The following is a 19,708-nucleotide window of genomic DNA, read 5'->3' on the forward strand; positions in this document are numbered from 1 at the left end:
CCTTCGCACGTCCGCGGCCGGAGCCGCCGGAATACTTTTCGAAATACTCACCACAGTGCCCGGCACGGCCCGTGTTGAGAAAAGGGGAGGAATACTCAACCAACCACTCACCGGCGATTGCGACTACATTGCGTAGTCGGCATTCGGGTGAGCAGGTTATGCATCTTATCGGGCGAGTGGTGCGGCCCGAGCGCACTCTCCGTAAGGTCGCACAGTGCATACGAGATCAGCGGTCCGCCAGTAGGTCACGGGCGACACTGTAACGCCCGCGAACGGCAACCGCCCGCTTCGTGGCGCGACGATTTTCGGCGCGTCGAGGGTGACTCTGAGTCGCGAAAAAAGCAGCAAAGATTGGCAACCAAATGGCACCTGGCACGATCTAGGGTGATAACCACCAGTCCGCGCGCCAGCGGATTCGCGAAACGACACCGGCAATGACGTGCGTAAATAAGAAGCCGCCCATCCCCAGTGGGGACGGGCGGCTCTACCGGTCCGGCACTCAGCCCAGTTCGTCGATGGCCGCGGCGACCGCGAGGATGCGACGGGCGTTGTCGACGTGCAGGTTCTCGATCATCCGGCCGTCGACGGTGACGACGCCGCGGCCTGCCGCCGCGGCTTCCTCGAAGGCTTCGATGATCTTGCGGGACTGGGCGACCGCGGCTTCCGACGGCGCGAAGATCTCGTTGCACGGGCCGATCTGTCCCGGGTGGATCAGCGTCTTGCCGTCGAAGCCGAACTGCCTGCCCTGGACGCATTCCTCGGCGAAGCCGTCGAGGTCCTTCACGTCGTTGTAGACACCGTCGAGGATGACCTTGCCGGTGGCGCGGGCGGCGAGCAGCGCCAGTGACAGGCCGCCGAGCAGCGGCGCGCGGCCGGGGACGTGCTCGGCGTGCAGTTCCTTCGCCAAATCGTTGGTGCCCATGACGAACACGGTCAGCCGGTCGCTGGCCGCGGCGATCTCGTGGGCGCGCAGCATGGCGATCGGCGTCTCGACCATGGCCCAGATCGCGGTGTGGTCGGGCGCGCCCGCGGCTTCCAGTGCGCGCTCGATGGCATGCACCTCGGTGGCGCTGTTGACCTTCGGCACCACGACGGCGTCCGGGCCCGCCTTGGCCACCGCGCGCAGGTCATCGGCGTGCCACTGGGTGCCCAGGCCGTTGACCCGGATCGTCAGCTCACGCTTGCCGTAGCCGCCTCCCGCGACCGCCTCGCACACCCGCTCGCGGCCCTCAGCCTTCGCGTCGGGGGCGACGGAGTCCTCGAGGTCGAGGATCAGCGCGTCGGCGGGGAGGGTCTTGGCCTTCTCCAGCGCGCGCTCGTTGGCGCCCGGCATGTAGAGCACCGAGCGACGGGGACGGAGCAGCGGATCAGTCATTAGCGAGAGCTTCCTTCGTGGCGGCGTCGTAAGCGGCGGCGAGGTCGGAGTCGCGCGCGGCGAGGGCGTCGGCGAGTTCGGCGACCACGCGGCACTGCTTGACCGTGGCGTCGTCCTGCATCTTGCCGTCGATCATGACCGCGCCGGTGCCGTCGCCCATCGCGGCGATGACGCGTCGGGCCCAGGCGACGTCCTCCGGAGCCGGGGAGAAGACCTTCTTGGCGATGGCGATCTGCTTGGGGTGCAGGCTCCACGCGCCGACGCAGCCGAGCAGGAAGGCGTTGCGGAACTGGTCCTCGCAGGCCACTACGTCGGCGATGTCGCCGAAGGGGCCGTAGTACGGCAGGATCCCGGCGCCCGCGCAGGCGTCGACCATGCGCGCGACGGTGTAGTGCCACAGGTCCTGCTGGTAGGTGACGCGGCCCTCGGTGAAGTTGTCGCCGACCGGGTCGGTGCGCACGAGGTAGCCGGGGTGGCCGCCGCCGACGCGGGTGGTCTTCATCCGGCGGCTCGCGGCGAGGTCGGCCGGGCCCAGCGAGATGCCCTGCATGCGGGGGCTCGCGGTGGCGATCTCCTCGACGTTGGCGACGCCGCTGGCGGTCTCCAGGATCGCGTGCACCAGCAGCGGCTTGTCCAGGCCCGCACGGGCTTCGAGCTGGGCGAGCAGGCGGTCGACGTAGTGGATGTCGGCGGCGCCCTCGACCTTCGGGACCATGATCACGTCGAGCTTGTCGCCGATCTCGGTGACCAGGGTGATCAGGTCGTCGAGGACCCACGGCGAGTCGAGGCTGTTGACCCGGGTCCACAGCTGGCTGTCGCCGAAGTCGGTGGTCCGGGCGATCTTCACCAGACCCTCGCGCGCGGCTTCCTTGCGGTCGGCGCGCACGGCGTCTTCCAGGTTGCCCAGCACCACGTCGGCCTGCGCCGCCATGTCGGGAACCTTCGCGGCCATCTTCTCGTTGCTCGGGTCGAAGAAGTGGATCATCCGCGAGGGCCGGAACGGGATCTCCCGCACCGGCTCGGGCGCACCAACCGCGAGCGGGCGGAAGAAGTCCTTCGGTGAACGCATCGAGCCTCCGTTCGGTACGAGGTTAACCGTCCGGTAACCACTGAAGAGTTGTAGTCGACCACGACCCGGAGCGGACCGCCATTGTGGCCACCATGACACCGAAGCTGATCGTCCCGGCGGACTTCGCCGACGGATTCGACGCCCCCGAGGAGCGGTCGTGGATCGCGGGCCTGCCCGACCTCGCGGCCCGCTGTCTGCGGCTGGACGTGCCGATCGACGAGGCTATCGGCGTGATCGCCGGGTTGATTCGCAGGCTCGACCGGAAGGCCCCACCGGAGACGCTCGGTGCGCGAGAAGGCACAGCGCTGCGCGGATGAGATGGAGCGCTCCGGGAGCGACGTACCCCGGGAGTTGGTGGAGCAGGCCGTGGCGTTCTGCCGGGAGCTGGGCCCGAAGTCCGGCGACCGCGGGCGAGGCTCGACGCGGTCGTCGAGGCCACCGGGACGACTGGACCTCGCCCGACGCTGGGCGCTCGTCCGGGCGATCGGCACGTGGATCGACGAGGACGACCACACCGACGCCGAAGCGGTGGCCCGGGCACTGGCTCCTGAAATCGGCCCTGAGCCATTAGGTTCCTGGGGTGATCGTGGCCCACTTCGACATCGAGACGCTCTCGGGCGTGCGGCTGTCGGCGTCCCCCGCGATCGAGGCGATGACCTGGCTTCGCCTGGCCGCCCACGGCGGGTCCCACCCAGTGTTCGGCGACCCCGGCGCGGCGGCCCGGTTCGCGCTGCGCGATCCGGATGTCGCGATGGTCGCCTGCACGCTGGGCAACCCGTCAAAGGGCCTGCCGGACCTGCTTACCCCCAAGCCCGAGCGGGTGCCCACCGACCGGATCCTCGACGCGCAGCTCGAGCGGATGGCGGCGACACCCGCGGCGGTCGCGGCGGGCCAAGTCCCGGCCGGTGCGCGCGACCCGCGAGTGCGAGCGGCGGTCGACGCGGGCGAGTTCGCCGCCCGGGCCGCCAACGGGATGGCCAAGTTCTGGGCGTGCGCGCTGCGCGACGAGTGGACCGGTCTGCGGGAGCGCCTCGACGCCGACCTCGACCATCGCGCGCGGGTCATGGCCCGCGAAGGCCTCGCAGGGGTGATCGGATCCCTGCACCCGGATGTGCGGTGGACCGGGTCCGCGATGGAGATCGACCTCTGCCTGGACATGACCATCTACTACCGGCACGCCGACGTCGTGCTGTCGCCGACCCTGCTGACCTGGCCCAGCTTCCTGATACAGCTCGGCAATCGTGACGACGCGGTGCTGTCCTATCCCGCGCGCGGCGTTGGCACGGCCAACCCGAAGTCCCCGGGCGCCGAACGGCTGCTCGGCCGGACCCGGGTGAGCCTGCTGCGTGACCTGGACGTCCCGCGCAGCACCTCGGACCTCGGTGAGCGCGGCGGCCTCGCCCGCGCCACGGTGTCCTACCACCTGTCCGTGCTGCACGAGTCCGGGCTGGTGACGAAGAGCCGCAACCACCGCTGCGTGCTGTACCGCCGAACCGAGCGCGGGGACTCCCTGCTGTGAGAACAGCGCGGCCGGGGCTGGTCGGGCCCCGGCCGCACCCCCAGTGGCACGGCGTCAGCACACCGCACCCGGAGCCGGTGACGAAACGATTCGAGACTGCTCGAATCCTCGATACGGTGGCGCGGTGATCGTCGCCCACCTCGACGCCGCGACGCTCGCCGGCGTTCGGCTGGCGCCGTCGCCCGCCACGGAGGCGATGGCGTGGCTGCGGCTCACGGTGGCAGGCCGGACGCATCCGCTGTTCGGCGACGCGGGCGCGTCCGCCCGGTTCGCCCTGCGCGATCCCGATGTGGCCATGATGGCGAAGACGTTCCCCCTCGTGCACGGCTACGTGCCCGACCTGTACACACCTCAGCCCGCCCGCGTTCGCCGCGACCGGATCTGGTCGGCGCAGGTGGAACAGATCGCCGAGACACCGGCCGACGTGGTGGCCGAGCAGGTCGCGGCCACCCGGGGGATGGGGTCGCCCGAGGTGGCCGACGCCGTCGAGTCCGGGACCTTCGCCGCGCGCGGCGAACGGTCTGGCGCGGTTCTGGGCCTGGGCGATCGACGACGGGTGGTCGGACCTGTGTGAACGCCACGAACGCGACCTCGCGGCCCGGGCCATGACGATGGCCACCGAAGGCATCGGCGGCCTCCTGGGCTCGCTGCACCGCGACGTCCGCTGGACCGGCTCCGCGCTGGAGGTGGACAAGCCGTACGACGAGACCATGCACTTCACCAGCCAGGACCTGGTGCTGTCCCCGAATCTGCTGTCATGGCCATGCCTGCTCGTGCAGCTGTGCGACACGGGGAACGCGGTCCTCAACTACCCGGCGCAGGGTTTGGGCGACGAGTCACGCCGGACCAAGGCCATGTCCCAGCTCGTCGGCGCCACTCGGGCCCGGCTGCTGCTCGACCTCGACGTGCCGCGCACGACCTCGGAGCTGAGCGCCCGGCACCGGCTCGGGGCCGCCACGGTGTCCTATCACCTGTCGATCATGCACGGCTCGGGCCTGGTGGCGAAGACGCGGGAGCAGCGGTCGGTGCTCTACCGCCGCACCGAGCGGGGCGACGCGCTCGTGTGAGCGTGGGCGGCTAGCCTGGCGACCGTGGCAGGCATCGGCAAGATCTTCGTGGCGCAGCTGCTGGGCCTGCCGGTCTTCGGACCGGACGGTGAGTCCATCGGCAAGATCCGGGACGTGGTGGCCGGGTTGCGGGTGGACCGGCAGCCACCGCGGGTCCTCGGCATGGTCGTCGAGCTGCTGACCCGCAGACGGATCTTCGTGCCGATGCTGCGGGTCACCTCGATCGACGCGAACGCGATCACCCTGGCCACCGGTTCGGTCAACATGCGCCACTTCCACCAACGGCCCAACGAGGTTCTCGTCGTCGGCCAGCTGATGGACGCGCGGGTCGAAATCGTGGCCAGCGGGATGCAGGCGACCGTCGTGGACACTGCGATGGAGCCGACCCGGACCCGGGACTGGGTGCTGGGGCGGGTCGCCATCCGGGAGCGCACCGGGCGGCTGTCGCGGCGCGGGCCGCTGCAGGTGCTGCCGTGGTCGGAGATCCGCGCGCCCGGCATCACCGAGCTGGCCGGGCAGCCGCAGGGCGCCCACCGGCTGCTCGCGGTCTTCGACTCGATGCGCGCCGCCGACGTGGCGACCGCGCTGCAGGACCTGCCCGCGAAACGGCGCTACGAGGTGGCCGACGCGCTCGACGACGAGCGGCTCGCCGACATCCTCGAGGAACTTCCCGAGGACGACCAGAAGGACCTGCTCACCCACCTGCACGAGGAGCGCGCCGCCGACATCCTCGAGGCGATGGATCCCGACGACGCGGCCGACCTGCTCGCCGAGCTGTCCGAGCCGTACAAGGACCGGCTGCTGGAGCTGATGGAGCCCGAGGAGTCCGAGCCGGTCCGCAGGCTCATGAAGTACTCGTTCGACACCGCGGGCGGTCTGATGACCCCGGAGCCGATCGTGCTCACCCCGGACGCGCCTATCGCCGAGGCGCTCGCGCGCGTGCGCAACCCGGACAACACACCGGCGCTGGCGAGCATGGTCTTCGTGTGCCGCCCGCCCTCGGCCACTCCGACCGGTCGCTACCTGGGCTGTGTCCATATCCAGCGGTTGCTTCGCGAACCGCCGTCCGACCTGGTGGCCGGCGCGATCGACAAGGAGCTGACCAGCTTGCGGCCGTCGGACTCGCTGCTGGAGGTCACCCGCTTCTTCGCCACCTACAACCTGGTGTGCGCGCCGGTCGTCGACGATGAGGAGCATCTGCTGGGCGCGGTCACGGTCGACGATGTGCTCGACCACCTGCTGCCCGAGGGCTGGCGGGAGCGCGCCCATGCCTGAGCCCACCTACCGCAGGCGGCTCGACCAGCCACGCAGGCCGCGGGCGCTGCGGTTCGAGATCGACCCGGAGGCGTTCGGGCGGTTCTCGGAGCGGCTGGCCAGGTTCCTCGGCACCGGCAAGTTCCTGTTCTGGCAGACGATGCTGGTGATCGCGTGGATCACGGTGAACCTGGTCGCGGTGTCGCTGCGCTGGGACCCGTACCCGTTCATCCTGCTCAACCTGGCCTTCTCCACCCAGGCCGCCTACGCCGCCCCGCTGATCCTGCTCGCGCAGAACCGGCAGGACGACCGCGACCGGGTGTCGTTGGAGGAAGACCGGGCGCGGGCGGCGCAGACCAAGGCCGACACCGAGTTCCTGGCCCGCGAACTCGCCGCGCTGCGGCTCGCGATCGGCGAGGTCGCCACCCGCGACTACCTGCGCGGCGAGCTGGACAAGCTGCGCGGCGACCTCAAGGCCACCAAGAAGCCCCGACCACGAGCCCCCGCCCAGTCCATGCGCGACGACCCCCGCTGGGACGACGACACCTGACCCGCGAGTCGCCCCTCCCGGCAAGTGAGTCGCCCCTCCCGGCAACCGAGTTCGACATTCGCATTGATCCGAACGTCGAACTCATTTGCCGGAAGGGGCGACTCACTTGCGGGAAGGGGCGACTCGCGGGGTCAGTCGAGGAGTTTGGCGCAGAGGGTGCCCATGTCGTTGAGTTCGTCGGTGTCGAATTTGGCGACGAAGTGACGCGAAACACCTGCCAGGTGGGTGCGGGCCGCGGTGCGCAGGGTGTTGAGGCCCTCCGGGGTGAGCGTCGCCACGACGCCGCGGCCGTCACCGGCGACCCGTTCGCGGGAAACCAGCCCCACTCGTTCCAGGCGGTCGACCAGTCGGGTCACCCCCGAGCGGGACAGCAGGACGGCGTCGGCCAGCTCGGCCATCCGCAGCTTGCGGTCGGGGGCCTCCGCGAGCTGGACCAGCACGTCATATCCCCCAAGGGAAAGCCGCTGCTCGGCGACGAGTTCGGCTTCTAAAGCACGAGTGATCTTCGCGTGGGCGCGCAGGAAGGTGCGCCACGCATGGAGTTCTTCACGGGTGGGCCGGGCGGACTGGTCCGGCACGGTCAAGGTTCCTCCTGATTGCGATCCTCGCGGCCCTCGGGGTGGAACTGGTTAAGGCTGAGCGGGGGATCAATGTTACGGAACGCGTTTGTCCCGACGCGCAGTGCCCTGTGGCGCCCGCCATCCGCACGAAAGCGGCGGGCTACTCAGTCGTAGCATGGTCTGGTGACCACAACGGAGCAGGTTCCCAGCGTCGAGACTGTGCGTGCCGCGCTGGCGAAGGTCGAGGACCCCGAGATCCACAAGCCGATCACCGAACTCGGCATGGTCAAGGGCATCACCGTGCACGACGACGGCAAGGTCGACGTCGCGGTGTACCTGACCGTCGCGGGCTGTCCGCTCCGGGACAAGATCACCAAGGACGTCACCGCCGCGGTCGCCGCACTGCCGGGCGTGACCAGCGTCGCCGTCGAACTCGACGTGATGAACGACGAGCAGCGCACCACCCTGCGCAAGTCGCTGCGCGGCGACAGCGAGGAACCCCGCATCCCGTTCGCCGAACCGGGCTCGCTGACGCGCGTGTACTGCGTCGCGTCCGGCAAGGGCGGAGTGGGCAAGTCCAGCGTCACGGTCAACCTCGCCGTCGCCATGGCGGCGCGCGGCATCAAGGTCGGCATCGTCGACGCCGACATCTACGGCCACTCGATCCCCCGCATGGTCGGCACCAGCGAGAAGCCGACCAAGGTCGAGAAGATGATCCTCCCGCCAGAGGCGAATGGCGTGAAGGTCATTTCCATCGGCATGTTCACCCCCGGCAACACCCCCGTGGTGTGGCGCGGCCCGATGCTGCACCGAGCTTTGCAGCAGTTCCTGGCCGACGTCTTCTGGGGCGACCTGGACGTGCTCCTGCTCGACCTGCCCCCGGGCACCGGCGACATCGCGATCTCCGTCGCCCAACTCATCCCGAACGCGGAGATTCTCGTGGTGACCACCCCGCAGCAGGCCGCCGCCGAGGTGGCCGAGCGGGCGGGCGCCATCGCCCTGCAGACCCGGCAAAGGATCGCGGGCGTCATCGAGAACATGTCGTGGCTGGAAATGCCCGACGGCTCCCGAATGGACCTCTTCGGCACGGGCGGCGGCCAACTCGTCGCAGACTCCCTGTCCCGGGCGGTCGGCTCCACGGTGCCCCTGCTCGGCCAGATCCCACTCGACCCGCGCCTGCGGGAAGGCGGCGACTCCGGTCAGCCCCTGGTGAAGTCCACCCCGGACGCCCCGGCGGCGAAGGTCCTCGACGAGATCGCGGGCAAGCTGTCGATCCGCGCCCGTGGCTTGGCGGGCCGGATGCTGTCGGTCAGCCCCGCCGGCCGCTAGGCCCGGCTTCCACTCCCAAGCCACCCCCGCGCGGTACGAAGGCAACGCAACCGCCCCTCAACAGGCTGAACCAACGGCCCGTTGGGGGGCTGCCATCTGACCCCCGACCTGAGCGTGCCGAACCCAACGACCGGTTGGGTTCGTGGCCGCCATCCTCAACCACCCAGACCCCCGCAGTGAGAGGCCGATCCCAACGGCCATGGCAGATCATCCCTGGGGGCTGCCCTTGGGGTATGGGTGCACGAAGGGGTGAGCGGCGTGATCTGTGGATAGGTGAGCGGGCTGTGGACAACCCCGTCCGGGGTGCCGGTCGGGAGAGGAAAGTTCGGCTAGACGATCGGACGGCATCCCTGGACCCACCCGGCCGCGATCAGCTGTTCGCCTTGACCAGGCCCGATTCGTACGCTGCGATGACCAGTTGTGCTCGATCTCGCGCATGCAGTTTCGCCAGCAGACGCCCGATGTGGGTCTTCACAGTCGCCTGGCTCAGGACCAGCCGCTCGGCGATCTCGGTGTTCGAGCTGCCCCGTGCGATCAGTGTCAGCACCTCCCGCTCCCGTTCGGTCACCCCGACAAGCTCACGCGGCGGCGCGGAAGGCCCTGGCAGGCGGGCGAATTCGGTGATCAGTCTGCGGGTCACCGACGGCGACAAGAGGGCGTCGCCCTCAGCCACTCGATGGATGGCGGACAGCAGGTCGGCAGGCGGGGTGTCCTTCAGCAGGAAGCCGCTGGCTCCCGCCCGCAGCGCGGCGTAGACGTACTCGTCCAGGTCGAAGGTGGTCAAAATCAGGACACGGCAAGGGGAATCCATCAGCCGCCGGGTGGCCTCGATGCCGTCGACGCCGGGCATGCGGATGTCCATCAGGACGACGTCAGGGTTCTCGCGCCGGACGACCTCGACCGCTTCGGCGCCCGTTCCCGCCTCTCCCACGACAGTCAGGCCCGGGTCGGACTCGATCAGCACCCGGAAACTGCCGCGCAGCAATGCTTGGTCGTCGGCGACCACCACCCTGATCACGACGTGGCCTCCGCGTACGGGAGGCGGGCGTGGACCGCGAAGCCGCCCTCGGGCCTCGGGCCGGCTGAGAATTCCCCGCCGTAGAGGGAAACCCGCTCCCGCATGCCGATGAGCCCGTGTCCGGAACCCGCTGCCGACCCACCTGGGCCGTCGTCGGTCACCTCGATGGTGACCACCCCCTCCGCACCGTCCACAGTGACCTGACAGCGGGCAGGCGCCGCGTGTCGGACCACGTTGGTCAGCGCCTCCTGCACGATCCGGTACACCGACAGCCCCACCCCGTCCGGCAGATCGTCCACCCCCCGGACTTCGAGGTCCACCTTGACCCCCGCCATTCCCGCCCGGTCGGCCAAGTCGGCCAGACCCGCTGGCGCGGGCGCCGGGTCGACCGGCACGCCGTCCTTTGTGGATCGGAGAACGCCGAGCATCCGGCGCAGGTCGGCGAGCGCCTCTCGGCTGGTGGCCTCGATGTCGACCAGCGCGGCCCGCGCCTCCGCCGGATTCGACTCGGCGACGTGGTTGGCGACCGAGGCCTTGACCGCGATCACGCTCATCCCGTGCGCCACGATGTCGTGCAGTTCGCGGGCGATGCGCAGCCGCTCCTCCCCCACCGCGGCCCGCGCGCGCTGCTCGGCCTCGCGCGCGGCCATGATCCGCCGCTCGCGGTTGGCCCGGCCGACCACCCAGGTCAGGACCAGCACCGTCCACACGATCGCGGTCGAGAGCAGGTCGAAACCAGGACCCACGGCCGACCCCAAGGCCACCACCAGCGCGATCACCGACGGCGTCATCGCCAGCTCCGTCGCGACGGCGTGGAGCACGACCGCGACGACGAGAACGCCCGCCCAGCCGATGCCGAGCGCGCCGGTGGCCACCCAGAGCCCGATCGCCAAGGCGAACGTCGGGAGCGGCCAAAGCCTGCGCACCGCCACGGGAACCGCGAGCGAAACCGAAACCGCCCAGGCGAACCACATCGGGAGACCCGACTTCGGCACCCAAGCGCCCACGGCCAGGTTCGCCGACACCACGAAGGCCATGAGCACGCCGAACGCCACGTCCATGATCATCAGCGTTCGAGGGCTGAATCTGCCCGCCAGCACCGCTCGCACGTCGTCCACGCCTGGAAAGGTAGCCCCGAATGCCCGCCCGCCGCGTCGGACCAGCGGTGTCATACCTGGGTCGGACCTGGCGCGGGCAAGTGCGGCCCCAGGGCCGATCCGGTGGCGGCCCGACGCGTGGACCGTTGTCACCGTGATCGAGATACGCGAACTGACCAAGCACTTCGGCCGCACAGTGGCCGTCGACGGACTGAGCTTCACCGTCCGACCCGGACAGGTCACCGGGTTCCTCGGGGCCAACGGCTCCGGCAAGTCCACCACGATGCGGGCCGTACTCGGCCTCGACCGGGCGACGTCCGGGGAGGCGCTGGTGAACGGCAGCGCTACGCCGGCATCCGGCGGCCGATGTTCGAGGTCGGCGCACTGCTCGACGCGGGCGCCGTCCACGGCGGCCGGACCGCCCTGGCGCACCTGCGCTGCCTCGGCCTGAGCAACGGGATCGGCGCCGACCGGGCGCGCACGGTGCTCGAACGGGTCGGCCTGGGCGGGGTGGCGAACAAACGGGTCGGCGGGTTCTCCCTGGGCATGAAGCAGCGGCTGGGCATCGCCGCCGCGCTGCTCGGCGACCCGGGCGTGCTGCTGTTCGACGAGCCGGTCAACGGGCTGGACCCGGAGGGCATCCGCTGGATCCGCACCCTGATGCGGGATCTGGCCGCCGAGGGGCGGACCGTGCTGGTGTCGAGCCACCTGATGAGCGAGATGGCGCTGACCGCCGACCACGTGGTGGTGATCGGCCGGGGCAGGCTGATCACGGAGACGTCGATGTCCGACCTGACCGCGCGCTTCCACCGCGACGTGCTGGTCACGACCCCGGACCCGGAAGGTCTGGCTCCGGTCCTGCGGGCCTCCGGCGGCGAGGTCCGGCCTGACGGCGCGGACCTGGTGGTCACCGGCCTGACGCCGGCGGAGATCGGCGACCTGGCCCTGCGCTCGGCTTGCGCCATCCACGGTCTGACACCGCGCAGCGCCAGCCTGGAGGACGCCTACCTGGAACTCACCGACGACTTTGTGTCCTACCGGGCGGAGGCCCTGCGATGAAGAACACGATGCTCTCCGAGTGGTTGAAGATCCGTTCGCTGCGATCTTCGTGGTCGGTGCCCGTTGTGGCTGTTCTGGCAGTGGCCTTCGGCGGTCTGCTGGCCGCTTTGATCACCGCCGACTTCGACCGGGCCTCGCCGGAGCAGCAGGCCCTGTTCTCCAGCGCGGACATGTCGGTCGTGCTGCTGCCGCTGGTCGAGCTCACGGTGGCCGCGGTGGCGGCGCTGGTGATCACCGGCGAGTACGGCACCGGGTCGATCCGGCCGACGATGGTCGGTGTCCCCCGCCGGTCCGTGCTGTTCGGAGCGAAGGCGTTGGTCGTCGGCGGGGCGGCACTGGTGATCGGCTTGGTGGCCTCGTTCGCGATGTACGCATTGAGCTGGATAGCGGTGGGCGACCGTCCGGCGCCGATCCGGCCGTGGGAGTCGGTCGAGGCGGGTCTGACGACACCGATCGCCGGCGCTGTCGCCGTGACGGTGGTCGCGCTGCTGGCGCTCGGTCTGGGCACGGCGCTGCGGTCGACCGCGGGGGCGGTCGTGTCGGTCACCGTGCTGATCTTCGTGGTGCCGATCATCTCGATGCTGCTGCCCGCACCGTGGGACACGCGGGTCTACGCGGTGTCGCTGCTGCACCTGCCCCCGCAGCTGGCCGGGACCGCGGCGGACCCGCTGTTGTCCCAAGGCGCCGCCCTGCTTCTGGCGGCCGGGTACGCCCTGGTCCCGCTGGCGGTGGGGGCCTGGCTGCTGGCTCGGCGAGACGCCTGACCGGGGGGGAACGGCACCTTCGGGTGCCGTTTCCCTGTTGCGGGTCAGGTGGCGTCGGGGTCGAACGGGGACCGCGGCTGCGGGCCTGCCTTCGGCGGCTCCGCGGGCTTGGCCGGGATGGCGGGCTGCGGGGCGTGCCCGTTGGGCTTGACGCCGTTGTCGTTGTCGCCGAAGAGGTGGTTCGCGACCAGCTGCTTCGGGTCCAAGTTGCGCAGCTGCTGCAGGTCCTGCAGGGGTTTGCGGAGCTCGTCGTACTCGGGGCCGAGTTCGGACTTGAGCTGGTCGCGGGCGCCGGTGGCGTATTCGCGGACCTTGCGCACGGTGCGGCCCACCCAGGCGGCGGCGTCCGGGAGGCGTTCCGGCCCCAGGATGAACAGGCCGGCCACGCCGAGCACCAGGATCTCGGCCCAACCGATGCTCTCGAACACCCTTACCTCCGAATTCGCCAACCGTCCCCGGTCAGGTTATCCCGTCAATCTGACTGCAGGGTTACCTGAATGGTCAGCTCTTGGCCCTGTCTGGCCAACACGACCGGAACGGTCTGCCCGGGCTGGTGGCTGCGGACCGCCACGGTCAACTCGGCGGCGTTGCGGACCTGGCGGTCGCCCAGTTTGCGGATGACGTCGCCCTCGGCAATGCCCGCCCGGGAGGCGGCCCCGCCCTCGGTGACGTTGACGACCTGGGCGCCCTCGGCGGTCTCCGCCGACACCGACCGGACGTTCGCGCCGAGGTCGGCGTGCTTGACCTTGCCGTCGCGGATGATCATCTCCGAGATCCGCTTGGCGTCGTTGGACGGGATGGCGAAGCCGAGGCCGACGCTGCCGGTGTTGCCCGAGCCGCTGCTGCGGATCGCCGAGTTGATGCCGACCAGGGCGCCGGTGGAGTCGACCAGCGGGCCGCCCGAGTTGCCCTGGTTGATCGAGGCGTCGGTCTGGATGGCGTCGTAGGTGATCGGGGCCTGCCCGTTGTCGCCGCCGGCCACGACCGGGCGGTGCAGGGCGCTGACGATGCCCTCGGTGACGGTGTCGGTCAGGCCGAGCGGCGAGCCGACGGCGATGACGGCGTCGCCGACCTTGAGGTCGTCGGAGTTGCCGAACTGCAGGACGGTCGGGTTGGTCACCGCGACCTTGATGACCGCGAGGTCGGTCTTCGGGTCAGTGCCGACGAGCTTGGCCTCGGCCCGGGTGCCGTCGGTGAAGACTGTGGTGATCTTGGCTTTGTCGTCGGCGCGGCCTTCGAGGGTGACCACGTGCCAGTTGGTCACGATGTAGCCCGCGCCGTCGATGAGGACACCGGAGCCGGTGCCGCCGCCCTGTTCCATCCGGACCTCGATGGACACCACGGCTGGCCGCACCCGCGCGGCGATGTCGGACACGGAGCCCGCTGGGCGCTCCTTGCCCGCTTCGGCCTGCGCGAGGGTGACGTCGCTGGTCAGGGCGTCACCACCGCGAGCGACGACCCAGCCGACGAGACCGCCGACCGCGCCGATCAGCAGCGCGACCAGACCGAGGATCCCCAGGGCCAGCGGCTTGACGCGCCTGCCGAAGAGCACCTCGGTGAGACTGAGCTGACCGCCCGGCGGACGCTTGGCGGTGCCCGTCGAGTCGTCGGGTTCGCGATCGAGTGCCGGTGGGCCGATGACGGCGCCCGCGGCCGGGTCACGCCACGGGTCGAAGCCGTCCTCGGTCCACATCGGGTCGTCCTGGGCGGCCGCGGCGGGCGACCCGGGAGGGCGCTGGAGGACGACGCCGGACTCACCCGGGGACCTGCCGAAGGCGCTGGTGAGCGACTCCGGGGGCGGCGGTGTGGACGTCAGGGCGCCGATCGATGCCGGTGCGGGAGCGGTGGGCGAGAACGCGCCGTCGACGCCCGTGGGCCTGCCGAACACGGCGGCGCTGGACGGATCGACCGCGGGCCGGTCAAGGGGCCGCGGCCCGACGCGCTGCTGGTGGTCGACGAAGGGCTCCCGCACGGCAGGCGGATCCAGGCGCGAGTCGCGGCTGAGGACGGGCTGGGTGACGGTGGCGTCGACCGGGTTCGTCGCGCCGACCGGCACCGCCTGCCGATCACCGGACGCGGCCGGGTGCGTTGAGCCGGCAGGCACGGTCTGCTGTCCGGGCCGCGGCACCGCGGTCGCTCCGTCGAGCACCTGGGTGGCTTCCGGGTCCGGGGTGCCCCCCGGGCCGCGGTCAGCCGCGGGGGGCTGGGGCGGTGCGGGGGTGTTGGCGACCTGGGTCAGGTCCGGGTTGTGCTCGCTCATCACTGCTCAGGATGCCCGCACGACGGTTAAGTAGGCGTACTGGTCCGCCACCCCGGAATGCAGAGTCTTGGTCACCTGCAGGGTGACAGGGCGGGTCTGTGGGTGACCGTAGTCGGCCGCCATCACGGTCCCCTTAGGTGGCGGTCGGTTGCGCGTCCGGTTCGGAAAAGCCGGCGCAGGCACTAGCGCGCTGGGACGGTGCCGAAGTGGGCGGTCAGATCGCCGCCGACGAAGCCCGCGGGTTCGACGTCGGAGCCGAAGTTCGGGTCACTCGGTCCCTCCGGACCGGCGGTGTTGACGAACGCCAGCGCGCCGAGCACCAAGCCGGAGACGACGACGCCAGCGCCTTGCGCGGCGCGTCTTCCCGGGCGGCGGCCCAGGACGTTGCGGCTCTCGCCGAGTTTTGGGGACGACCCCAGCGGCACGCTGCTGCCGAACGCGGCCCGGTCGGGGCGCTGGACGGCGACGAGCTGGCCGTCCACGGTGACCGCGAGGCCATCGGGGGTAGCGGGCAAGTCGACTTCCTGCGGGATCGCCCGCAGCGACGCGAGCAGACCCGCGGGCATGGCCGGGGTGTGGGCGGCGCGGACCGCGGCGCGGGCCTGGCGCTGGGCGTTGATGTCGGCGGCGCACCACGGGCACTTGGCCAGGTGCGAGGTGACCCGGTCGACCGCGGTGCGCGACAGCTCGCCGTCGACGAAGGCGACGACGGCGTCGGGCAGCAGGTGCTGTTCGGGCAGCCCCCAGCCACGCTCAAGGCTCATCGGTTCGACTCCGTCGTCGAGAGGGTCATCACAGGCCTTCCCGTGCGAACTCGCGGCGACGCTCGAGCGACGCGCGGAGGGCCTGGCGGCCCCGGTGGATCCTGCTTCGCACAGTACCGAGCTTCACCCCGAGGGTGGCACCGATCTCCTCGTAGGAAAGGCCTTCGACGTCACACAGGACCACCGCGGCGCGGAACTCGGGCGGCAGCTCGTCGAGCGCGGCCTGCAGGTCCGGGTCGAGATGGGTGTCGGAGTAGACCTGCTCGGGGCTGGGATCGTCGCCGGCGAGCCGGTCGGTGTCCTCGGGCAGGCCTTCCATGCGCAGCCGGGAGCGGCGCCGGGCCATGTCGAGGAACAAGTTCGTGGTGATGCGGTGCAGCCAGCCCTCGAACGTGCCGGGCTTGTACGACGCCAGTGACCGGAAGACCCGGATGAACGTCTCCTGGGTCAGGTCCTCGGCGTCGTGCGCGTTGCCGGAGAGGCGGTACGCGAGGCGGTAGACGCGGTCGCCGTGTTCGCGCACGACCTCGTCCCAAGACGGCGGCGTCCAGGCCGGGGCGTCCAAGCCCACCGGCTTGTTGTCCAGGACCGTCTCGCTCATCGGCTGCGTCTGCATCGTGGGGATACGCACCTCCTGAAGGCTGTGTTGCCCACTGCCGGTTCCAACGTGCGTGTCGCCCATCTTGTTCCCCCTCCACGACAGATTCCCCGTCTTGGCGATGAGCATCCAGCACGCCCATGTGGCGACCGTGAGAGTCGGCTGAGACCTGCCTGAGAAAACCGGTGACGTGCTCCACGGCAAGGTTCACCCGATTTTGGGACTTCCCTCGCTAGTCTGCGTCCCTGTGGGACCGGAAACCGCGGCTGAGCTGAGCGACTACGTCGAGGCCTACCTCGCCGACGATGAGGCGCTGGCCGCCGCACGGGCCCGTGCCATCGACCTGGGCTGCCCGCCCGCGAGCCCGGCCACCTGCGCCGCGCTGCGGTTTCTCGCCGCGGTCCTGCAGGCCAAGGCCGTCGTGGAGATCGGCACCGGCACCGGAGTGAGCGGCCTGTCGCTGCTTCGCGGGATGGCCCCGGACGGCGTCCTGACGTCGATCGATGTCGACCCGGAGAACCAGGCCGTCGCCAAGCGCGCCTTCTCCGACGCGGGCGTGGCGCCCGGCCGCGCCCGGCTGATCATGGGCCGCGGGGTCGACGTGCTGCCCAGGCTGACCGACAACGGCTACGACCTGATGTTCGCCGACGCCGCCAAGGCGGACTACCTGACCTACCACGCCCACAGCGTGCGTCTGCTGCGCCCCGGCGGCGTGCTGGCGTTCGACGACGTCAACGCCGCCGCCGACCCGGCCCGCCGCGACTCCGAGAGCATGGCCCTGCGCGAGGTGGCCAAGGTGGTGCGTGAGGACGACCGGCTGGTCCCGCTGCTGCTGCCGACGGGCGACGGACTGCTGGTCGCGGCCAAGATCTAGCTGTGCGCCAGGCGCGAACGCGGTGTCATTCGGCGCGGACGCCCTTGCCGAGGACGACGACTCCGTTCGCGCTGACCGTGTACTGCTGGCGGTCGGCTTCCTGGTCGACCCCGATGCGGGCGCCGTCGGCGACGATCACGTTCTTGTCCAGGATCGCGCGCCGCACGGTCGCGCCCTTCCCGACCCGCACGCCCGGCAGCAGCACGCTGCCCTCGACCGACGCGCCGTCCTCGATCACCACGTCCGCGCTGATCACCGAGTCGACGACCGACGCGCCGGAGATGATCGCGCCCGGGCCGACGATCGACTCGACCGCGGACCCCAGGTTGACGAACTTCGCGGGCGGCAGCGGCGGCGTCGCGGTCCGGATCGGCCACCGCTGGTTGTAGAGGTTGAACACCGGGTGCACCGACACCAGGTCCTGGTGGGCCTCGTAGTAGGCGTCCAGGGTTCCGACGTCGCGCCAGTAGCCGCGGTCGCGCTCGGTGGCGCCGGGGACGTCGTTGTCGTCGAAGTCGTAGACGTGCGCGGTGCCCGCGTCGACGAGCATCGGGATGATGTCGCCGCCCATGTCGTGCAGCGAGTCCGGGTTCGCCGCGTCCGCGCGAAGAGCGTCGAGGAGCGCGCTGGTCTTGAACAGGTAGTTGCCCATGGACGCGAACGTCACGTTCGGGTCGTCGGGCACCGACGGCGGGTCGGCGGGCTTCTCCAGGAACCGGGTGATCCGGCCGTCGGGGCCGGAGTCGATGCAGCCGAACGCGCGCGCCTCGGCGCGGGGCACCCGGATCCCGGCGACGGTGACACCCGCGCCGGAGTCGATGTGCCGGTCGAGCATCTGCTCCGGGTCCATCCGGTAGACGTGGTCGGCGCCGAACACCGCGATGTGGTCCGGCGCTTCGTCATAGACCAGGTTGAGCGACTGGAAGATCGCGTCGGCGCTGCCGGTGTACCAGCGCGGGCCGAGCCGCTGCTGCGCCGGGACCGGGGTGATGTACTGCCCGAGGACGCTGGAGAGCCGCCAGGTGGTGGAGATGTGCCGGTCGAGCGAGTGCGACTTGTACTGGGTCAGCACGCACAGCTGGTGGAATCCGCCGTTGACCAGGTTCGACAGGACGAAGTCGACGAGCCGGTAGTTGCCCCCGAAGGGAACGGCGGGCTTGGCGCGGTCGGCGGTGAGCGGCCACAGCCGCTTGCCCTCCCCGCCAGCCAGCACGATGCCTAGTACGCGCGGCCGGCCCTTCACGCCTTGACCCTAACCGGCCGCACGGGACCCCGGCCACCGATGACACGCCGGTCCGCCCCCTCGTCGCCGCACGTTCACCCGTGCGCCGCAATGCGTTCCGCCACCTACCCGCGACTAGCCTGGCTCGCGTGCACATCGGATTGCTGACGCGCGAGTACCCGCCCGAGGTCTACGGCGGCGCCGGCGTCCACGTGGGGGCGCTGGTGCCCCGGCTGCGTGGACTGGTCGACGTCGACGTGCACCGTATCGGCGGACCGGTCCCGGGCGCCCTCGCGCACGCTCCCCTGCCGGACCTGTCCGCGGTGAACCCGGCGCTGGGGATGCTCTCGGCCGACCTGGCGATCACGGCGGCGACCGCGGGCCTGGACCTGGTCCACTCCCACACCTGGTACGCGAACCTGGCCGGGCACCTGTCCGCCCTGCTGCACGACGTGCCGCACGTGGTCACCGCGCACTCGCTGGAGCCGCGCAGGCCGTGGAAGGCCGAGCAGCTCGGCGGCGGCTACCGGCTGTCCTGCTGGATCGAACGCACGGCGTACGAGTCCGCGGCGGCGGTCATCGCGGTGAGTGAGGGCATGCGCGCCGACGTCCTGGCCTGCTACCCGAGGCTCGACCCGGAGCGCGTCCACGTGGTCCGCAACGGCATCGACACCACCGAGTACCACCCGGTCGCGGAGACGGACGCGCTGGTCGCCGAGGGCATCGACCCGGACCGGCCGATCGTCGCGTTCATCGGCCGGATCACCCGGCAGAAGGGCGTGGGACACCTGATCGCCGCCGCCCACCGGATCGACCCGGCCGCCCAGATCGTGCTGTGCGCGGGCGCCCCCGACACTCGTGAGATCGCCGCCGAGACCCGCGCGGCCGTCGCCGAACTGGCCGAGTCGCGCGAAGGGGTCTTCTGGATCCAGCGGATGCTCGAACAGCGCGAAGTCCGCCAAGTGCTCAGCCACGCCGCCGTGTTCGTCTGCCCGTCGGTCTACGAACCGCTGGGCATCGTCAACCTGGAGGCGATGGCCTGCGGGACCGCGATCGTGGCCTCCGACGTCGGCGGCATCCCCGAGGTGGTCGCCGACGGCGTCAACGGCCTGCTCGTGCACTACGACGAGGCCGACACCGAGACCTACCGCGTGGAGTTGGCCGAGGCGGTCAACCGCGTACTGGGGGATCCCGCACGGGCGGCAGCGATGGGCGCGGCGGGCCGTGAGCGGGCCGAGCGGGAGTTCTCGTGGACGACGGTGGCCGAGCGCACAGTGGCCGTCTACACGCGTGTGACCGCTGAGAACTCGGTCAGGAAGTAGCACTTAC

General features: G+C 70.8%; 20 protein-coding genes and 1 pseudogene. 11 read left to right on the plus strand and 10 right to left on the minus strand.

Going from position 1 to position 19,708, the window contains the following annotated elements; all coding sequences use genetic code 11:
• Positions 1-499 precede the first annotated feature (499 nt).
• Entirely contained in the window at positions 500-1,375 is an 876-nt protein-coding gene (locus ACUZ2Y_RS14895; RefSeq protein ID WP_476331372.1) for an HpcH/HpaI aldolase/citrate lyase family protein, read from the minus strand.
• A complete protein-coding gene (locus tag ACUZ2Y_RS14900; protein WP_476331374.1) occupies positions 1,368-2,444 on the minus strand; it encodes an HpcH/HpaI aldolase/citrate lyase family protein in 1,077 nt (358 codons plus the stop codon). The genes ACUZ2Y_RS14895 and ACUZ2Y_RS14900 overlap by 8 nt, the downstream gene beginning before the upstream one ends.
• 92 nt (positions 2,445-2,536) lie before the next feature.
• On the opposite strand from ACUZ2Y_RS14900, the gene ACUZ2Y_RS14905 reads away from it, so the two are divergent.
• The 6 genes from ACUZ2Y_RS14905 to ACUZ2Y_RS14930 all read left to right on the plus strand — a co-directional run bounded on the left by ACUZ2Y_RS14905 (position 2,537) and on the right by ACUZ2Y_RS14930 (position 6,834).
• Entirely contained in the window at positions 2,537-2,761 is a 225-nt protein-coding gene (locus ACUZ2Y_RS14905) for a hypothetical protein (RefSeq protein WP_476331377.1), read from the plus strand.
• Positions 2,762-3,024: 263 nt separating this feature from the next.
• Positions 3,025-3,963, plus strand: coding sequence for an ArsR/SmtB family transcription factor (locus ACUZ2Y_RS14910; protein WP_476331380.1), 939 nt, complete (start codon positions 3,025-3,027; stop codon positions 3,961-3,963).
• Between the two features lie 124 nt (positions 3,964-4,087).
• Positions 4,088-4,537, plus strand: coding sequence for a hypothetical protein (locus ACUZ2Y_RS14915; protein WP_476331383.1), 450 nt, complete (start codon positions 4,088-4,090; stop codon positions 4,535-4,537).
• Between the two features lie 31 nt (positions 4,538-4,568).
• On the plus strand, positions 4,569-5,030 hold the full coding sequence (locus ACUZ2Y_RS14920) for an ArsR/SmtB family transcription factor (RefSeq protein WP_476331386.1): 462 nt from the start codon (positions 4,569-4,571) through the stop codon (positions 5,028-5,030).
• A gap of 33 nt (positions 5,031-5,063) precedes the next feature.
• A complete protein-coding gene (locus ACUZ2Y_RS14925; protein WP_476331832.1) occupies positions 5,064-6,305 on the plus strand; it encodes a magnesium transporter MgtE N-terminal domain-containing protein in 1,242 nt (413 codons plus the stop codon).
• Positions 6,298-6,834, plus strand: coding sequence for a DUF1003 domain-containing protein (locus ACUZ2Y_RS14930; protein ID WP_476331389.1), 537 nt, complete (start codon positions 6,298-6,300; stop codon positions 6,832-6,834). Before ACUZ2Y_RS14925 ends, ACUZ2Y_RS14930 begins: the two co-directional genes overlap by 8 nt.
• A 131-nt stretch (positions 6,835-6,965) precedes the next feature.
• Here the strand turns inward: ACUZ2Y_RS14930 and ACUZ2Y_RS14935 are convergent, their stop codons facing one another.
• Positions 6,966-7,418 (minus strand): MarR family winged helix-turn-helix transcriptional regulator, encoded by a 453-nt coding sequence (locus tag ACUZ2Y_RS14935; protein WP_476331392.1) that lies wholly within the window; start codon positions 7,416-7,418, stop codon positions 6,966-6,968.
• A 159-nt stretch (positions 7,419-7,577) separates the two neighbouring features.
• Here ACUZ2Y_RS14935 and ACUZ2Y_RS14940 point away from each other — a divergent pair, with 159 nt between their 5' ends.
• Complete coding sequence (locus tag ACUZ2Y_RS14940) at positions 7,578-8,723, plus strand: Mrp/NBP35 family ATP-binding protein (protein WP_476331395.1); 1,146 nt, start codon at positions 7,578-7,580, stop codon at positions 8,721-8,723.
• 370 nt (positions 8,724-9,093) lie between these two features.
• Here ACUZ2Y_RS14940 and ACUZ2Y_RS14945 read toward each other — a convergent pair whose 3' ends face one another.
• Together ACUZ2Y_RS14945 and ACUZ2Y_RS14950 are read right to left on the minus strand one after the other, a co-directional pair.
• Positions 9,094-9,741 carry a response regulator gene (locus ACUZ2Y_RS14945; protein ID WP_476331398.1) on the minus strand — a complete coding sequence of 216 codons (648 nt, stop codon included), beginning with the start codon at positions 9,739-9,741 and terminating at the stop codon, positions 9,094-9,096.
• On the minus strand, positions 9,738-10,859 hold the full coding sequence (locus ACUZ2Y_RS14950) for a sensor histidine kinase (RefSeq protein ID WP_476331401.1): 1,122 nt from the start codon (positions 10,857-10,859) through the stop codon (positions 9,738-9,740). Before ACUZ2Y_RS14950 ends, ACUZ2Y_RS14945 begins: the two co-directional genes overlap by 4 nt.
• A 133-nt stretch (positions 10,860-10,992) precedes the next feature.
• Between ACUZ2Y_RS14950 and ACUZ2Y_RS14955 the strand changes: the two are divergent.
• Together ACUZ2Y_RS14955 and ACUZ2Y_RS14960 are read left to right on the plus strand one after the other, a co-directional pair.
• Positions 10,993-11,897, plus strand: a pseudogene (locus ACUZ2Y_RS14955) (ABC transporter ATP-binding protein).
• Complete coding sequence (locus tag ACUZ2Y_RS14960) at positions 11,894-12,661, plus strand: ABC transporter permease (RefSeq protein ID WP_476331404.1); 768 nt, start codon at positions 11,894-11,896, stop codon at positions 12,659-12,661. The pseudogene ACUZ2Y_RS14955 and the gene ACUZ2Y_RS14960 overlap by 4 nt, the downstream one beginning before the upstream one ends.
• Before the next feature lie 44 nt (positions 12,662-12,705).
• Here ACUZ2Y_RS14960 and tatB read toward each other — a convergent pair whose 3' ends face one another.
• The 4 genes from tatB to sigE all read right to left on the minus strand — a co-directional run bounded on the left by tatB (position 12,706) and on the right by sigE (position 16,301).
• Complete coding sequence (tatB, locus tag ACUZ2Y_RS14965) at positions 12,706-13,089, minus strand: Sec-independent protein translocase protein TatB (protein ID WP_476331406.1); 384 nt, start codon at positions 13,087-13,089, stop codon at positions 12,706-12,708.
• 44 nt (positions 13,090-13,133) lie between these two features.
• Positions 13,134-14,921, minus strand: coding sequence for a S1C family serine protease (locus tag ACUZ2Y_RS14970; protein ID WP_476331408.1), 1,788 nt, complete (start codon positions 14,919-14,921; stop codon positions 13,134-13,136).
• A 182-nt stretch (positions 14,922-15,103) separates the two neighbouring features.
• On the minus strand, positions 15,104-15,685 hold the full coding sequence (locus tag ACUZ2Y_RS14975; protein WP_476331410.1) for a zf-HC2 domain-containing protein: 582 nt from the start codon (positions 15,683-15,685) through the stop codon (positions 15,104-15,106).
• A 28-nt stretch (positions 15,686-15,713) separates the two neighbouring features.
• Positions 15,714-16,301 carry an RNA polymerase sigma factor SigE gene (gene sigE, locus ACUZ2Y_RS14980; protein WP_476331835.1) on the minus strand — a complete coding sequence of 196 codons (588 nt, stop codon included), beginning with the start codon at positions 16,299-16,301 and terminating at the stop codon, positions 15,714-15,716.
• A gap of 229 nt (positions 16,302-16,530) precedes the next feature.
• On the opposite strand from sigE, the gene ACUZ2Y_RS14985 reads away from it, so the two are divergent.
• Complete coding sequence (locus ACUZ2Y_RS14985; RefSeq protein WP_476331413.1) at positions 16,531-17,157, plus strand: O-methyltransferase; 627 nt, start codon at positions 16,531-16,533, stop codon at positions 17,155-17,157.
• A 25-nt stretch (positions 17,158-17,182) separates the two neighbouring features.
• Here the strand turns inward: ACUZ2Y_RS14985 and glgC are convergent, their stop codons facing one another.
• On the minus strand, positions 17,183-18,400 hold the full coding sequence (gene glgC / locus ACUZ2Y_RS14990; RefSeq protein ID WP_476331416.1) for a glucose-1-phosphate adenylyltransferase: 1,218 nt from the start codon (positions 18,398-18,400) through the stop codon (positions 17,183-17,185).
• Between the two features lie 128 nt (positions 18,401-18,528).
• On the opposite strand from glgC, the gene glgA reads away from it, so the two are divergent.
• Positions 18,529-19,701: a glycogen synthase gene (gene glgA, locus ACUZ2Y_RS14995; RefSeq protein ID WP_476331419.1), complete on the plus strand. Its 1,173-nt coding sequence runs from the start codon at positions 18,529-18,531 to the stop codon at positions 19,699-19,701.
• Positions 19,702-19,708 lie beyond the last annotated feature (7 nt).

It is taken from the genome of Actinokineospora sp. UV203 (assembly GCF_056323665.1).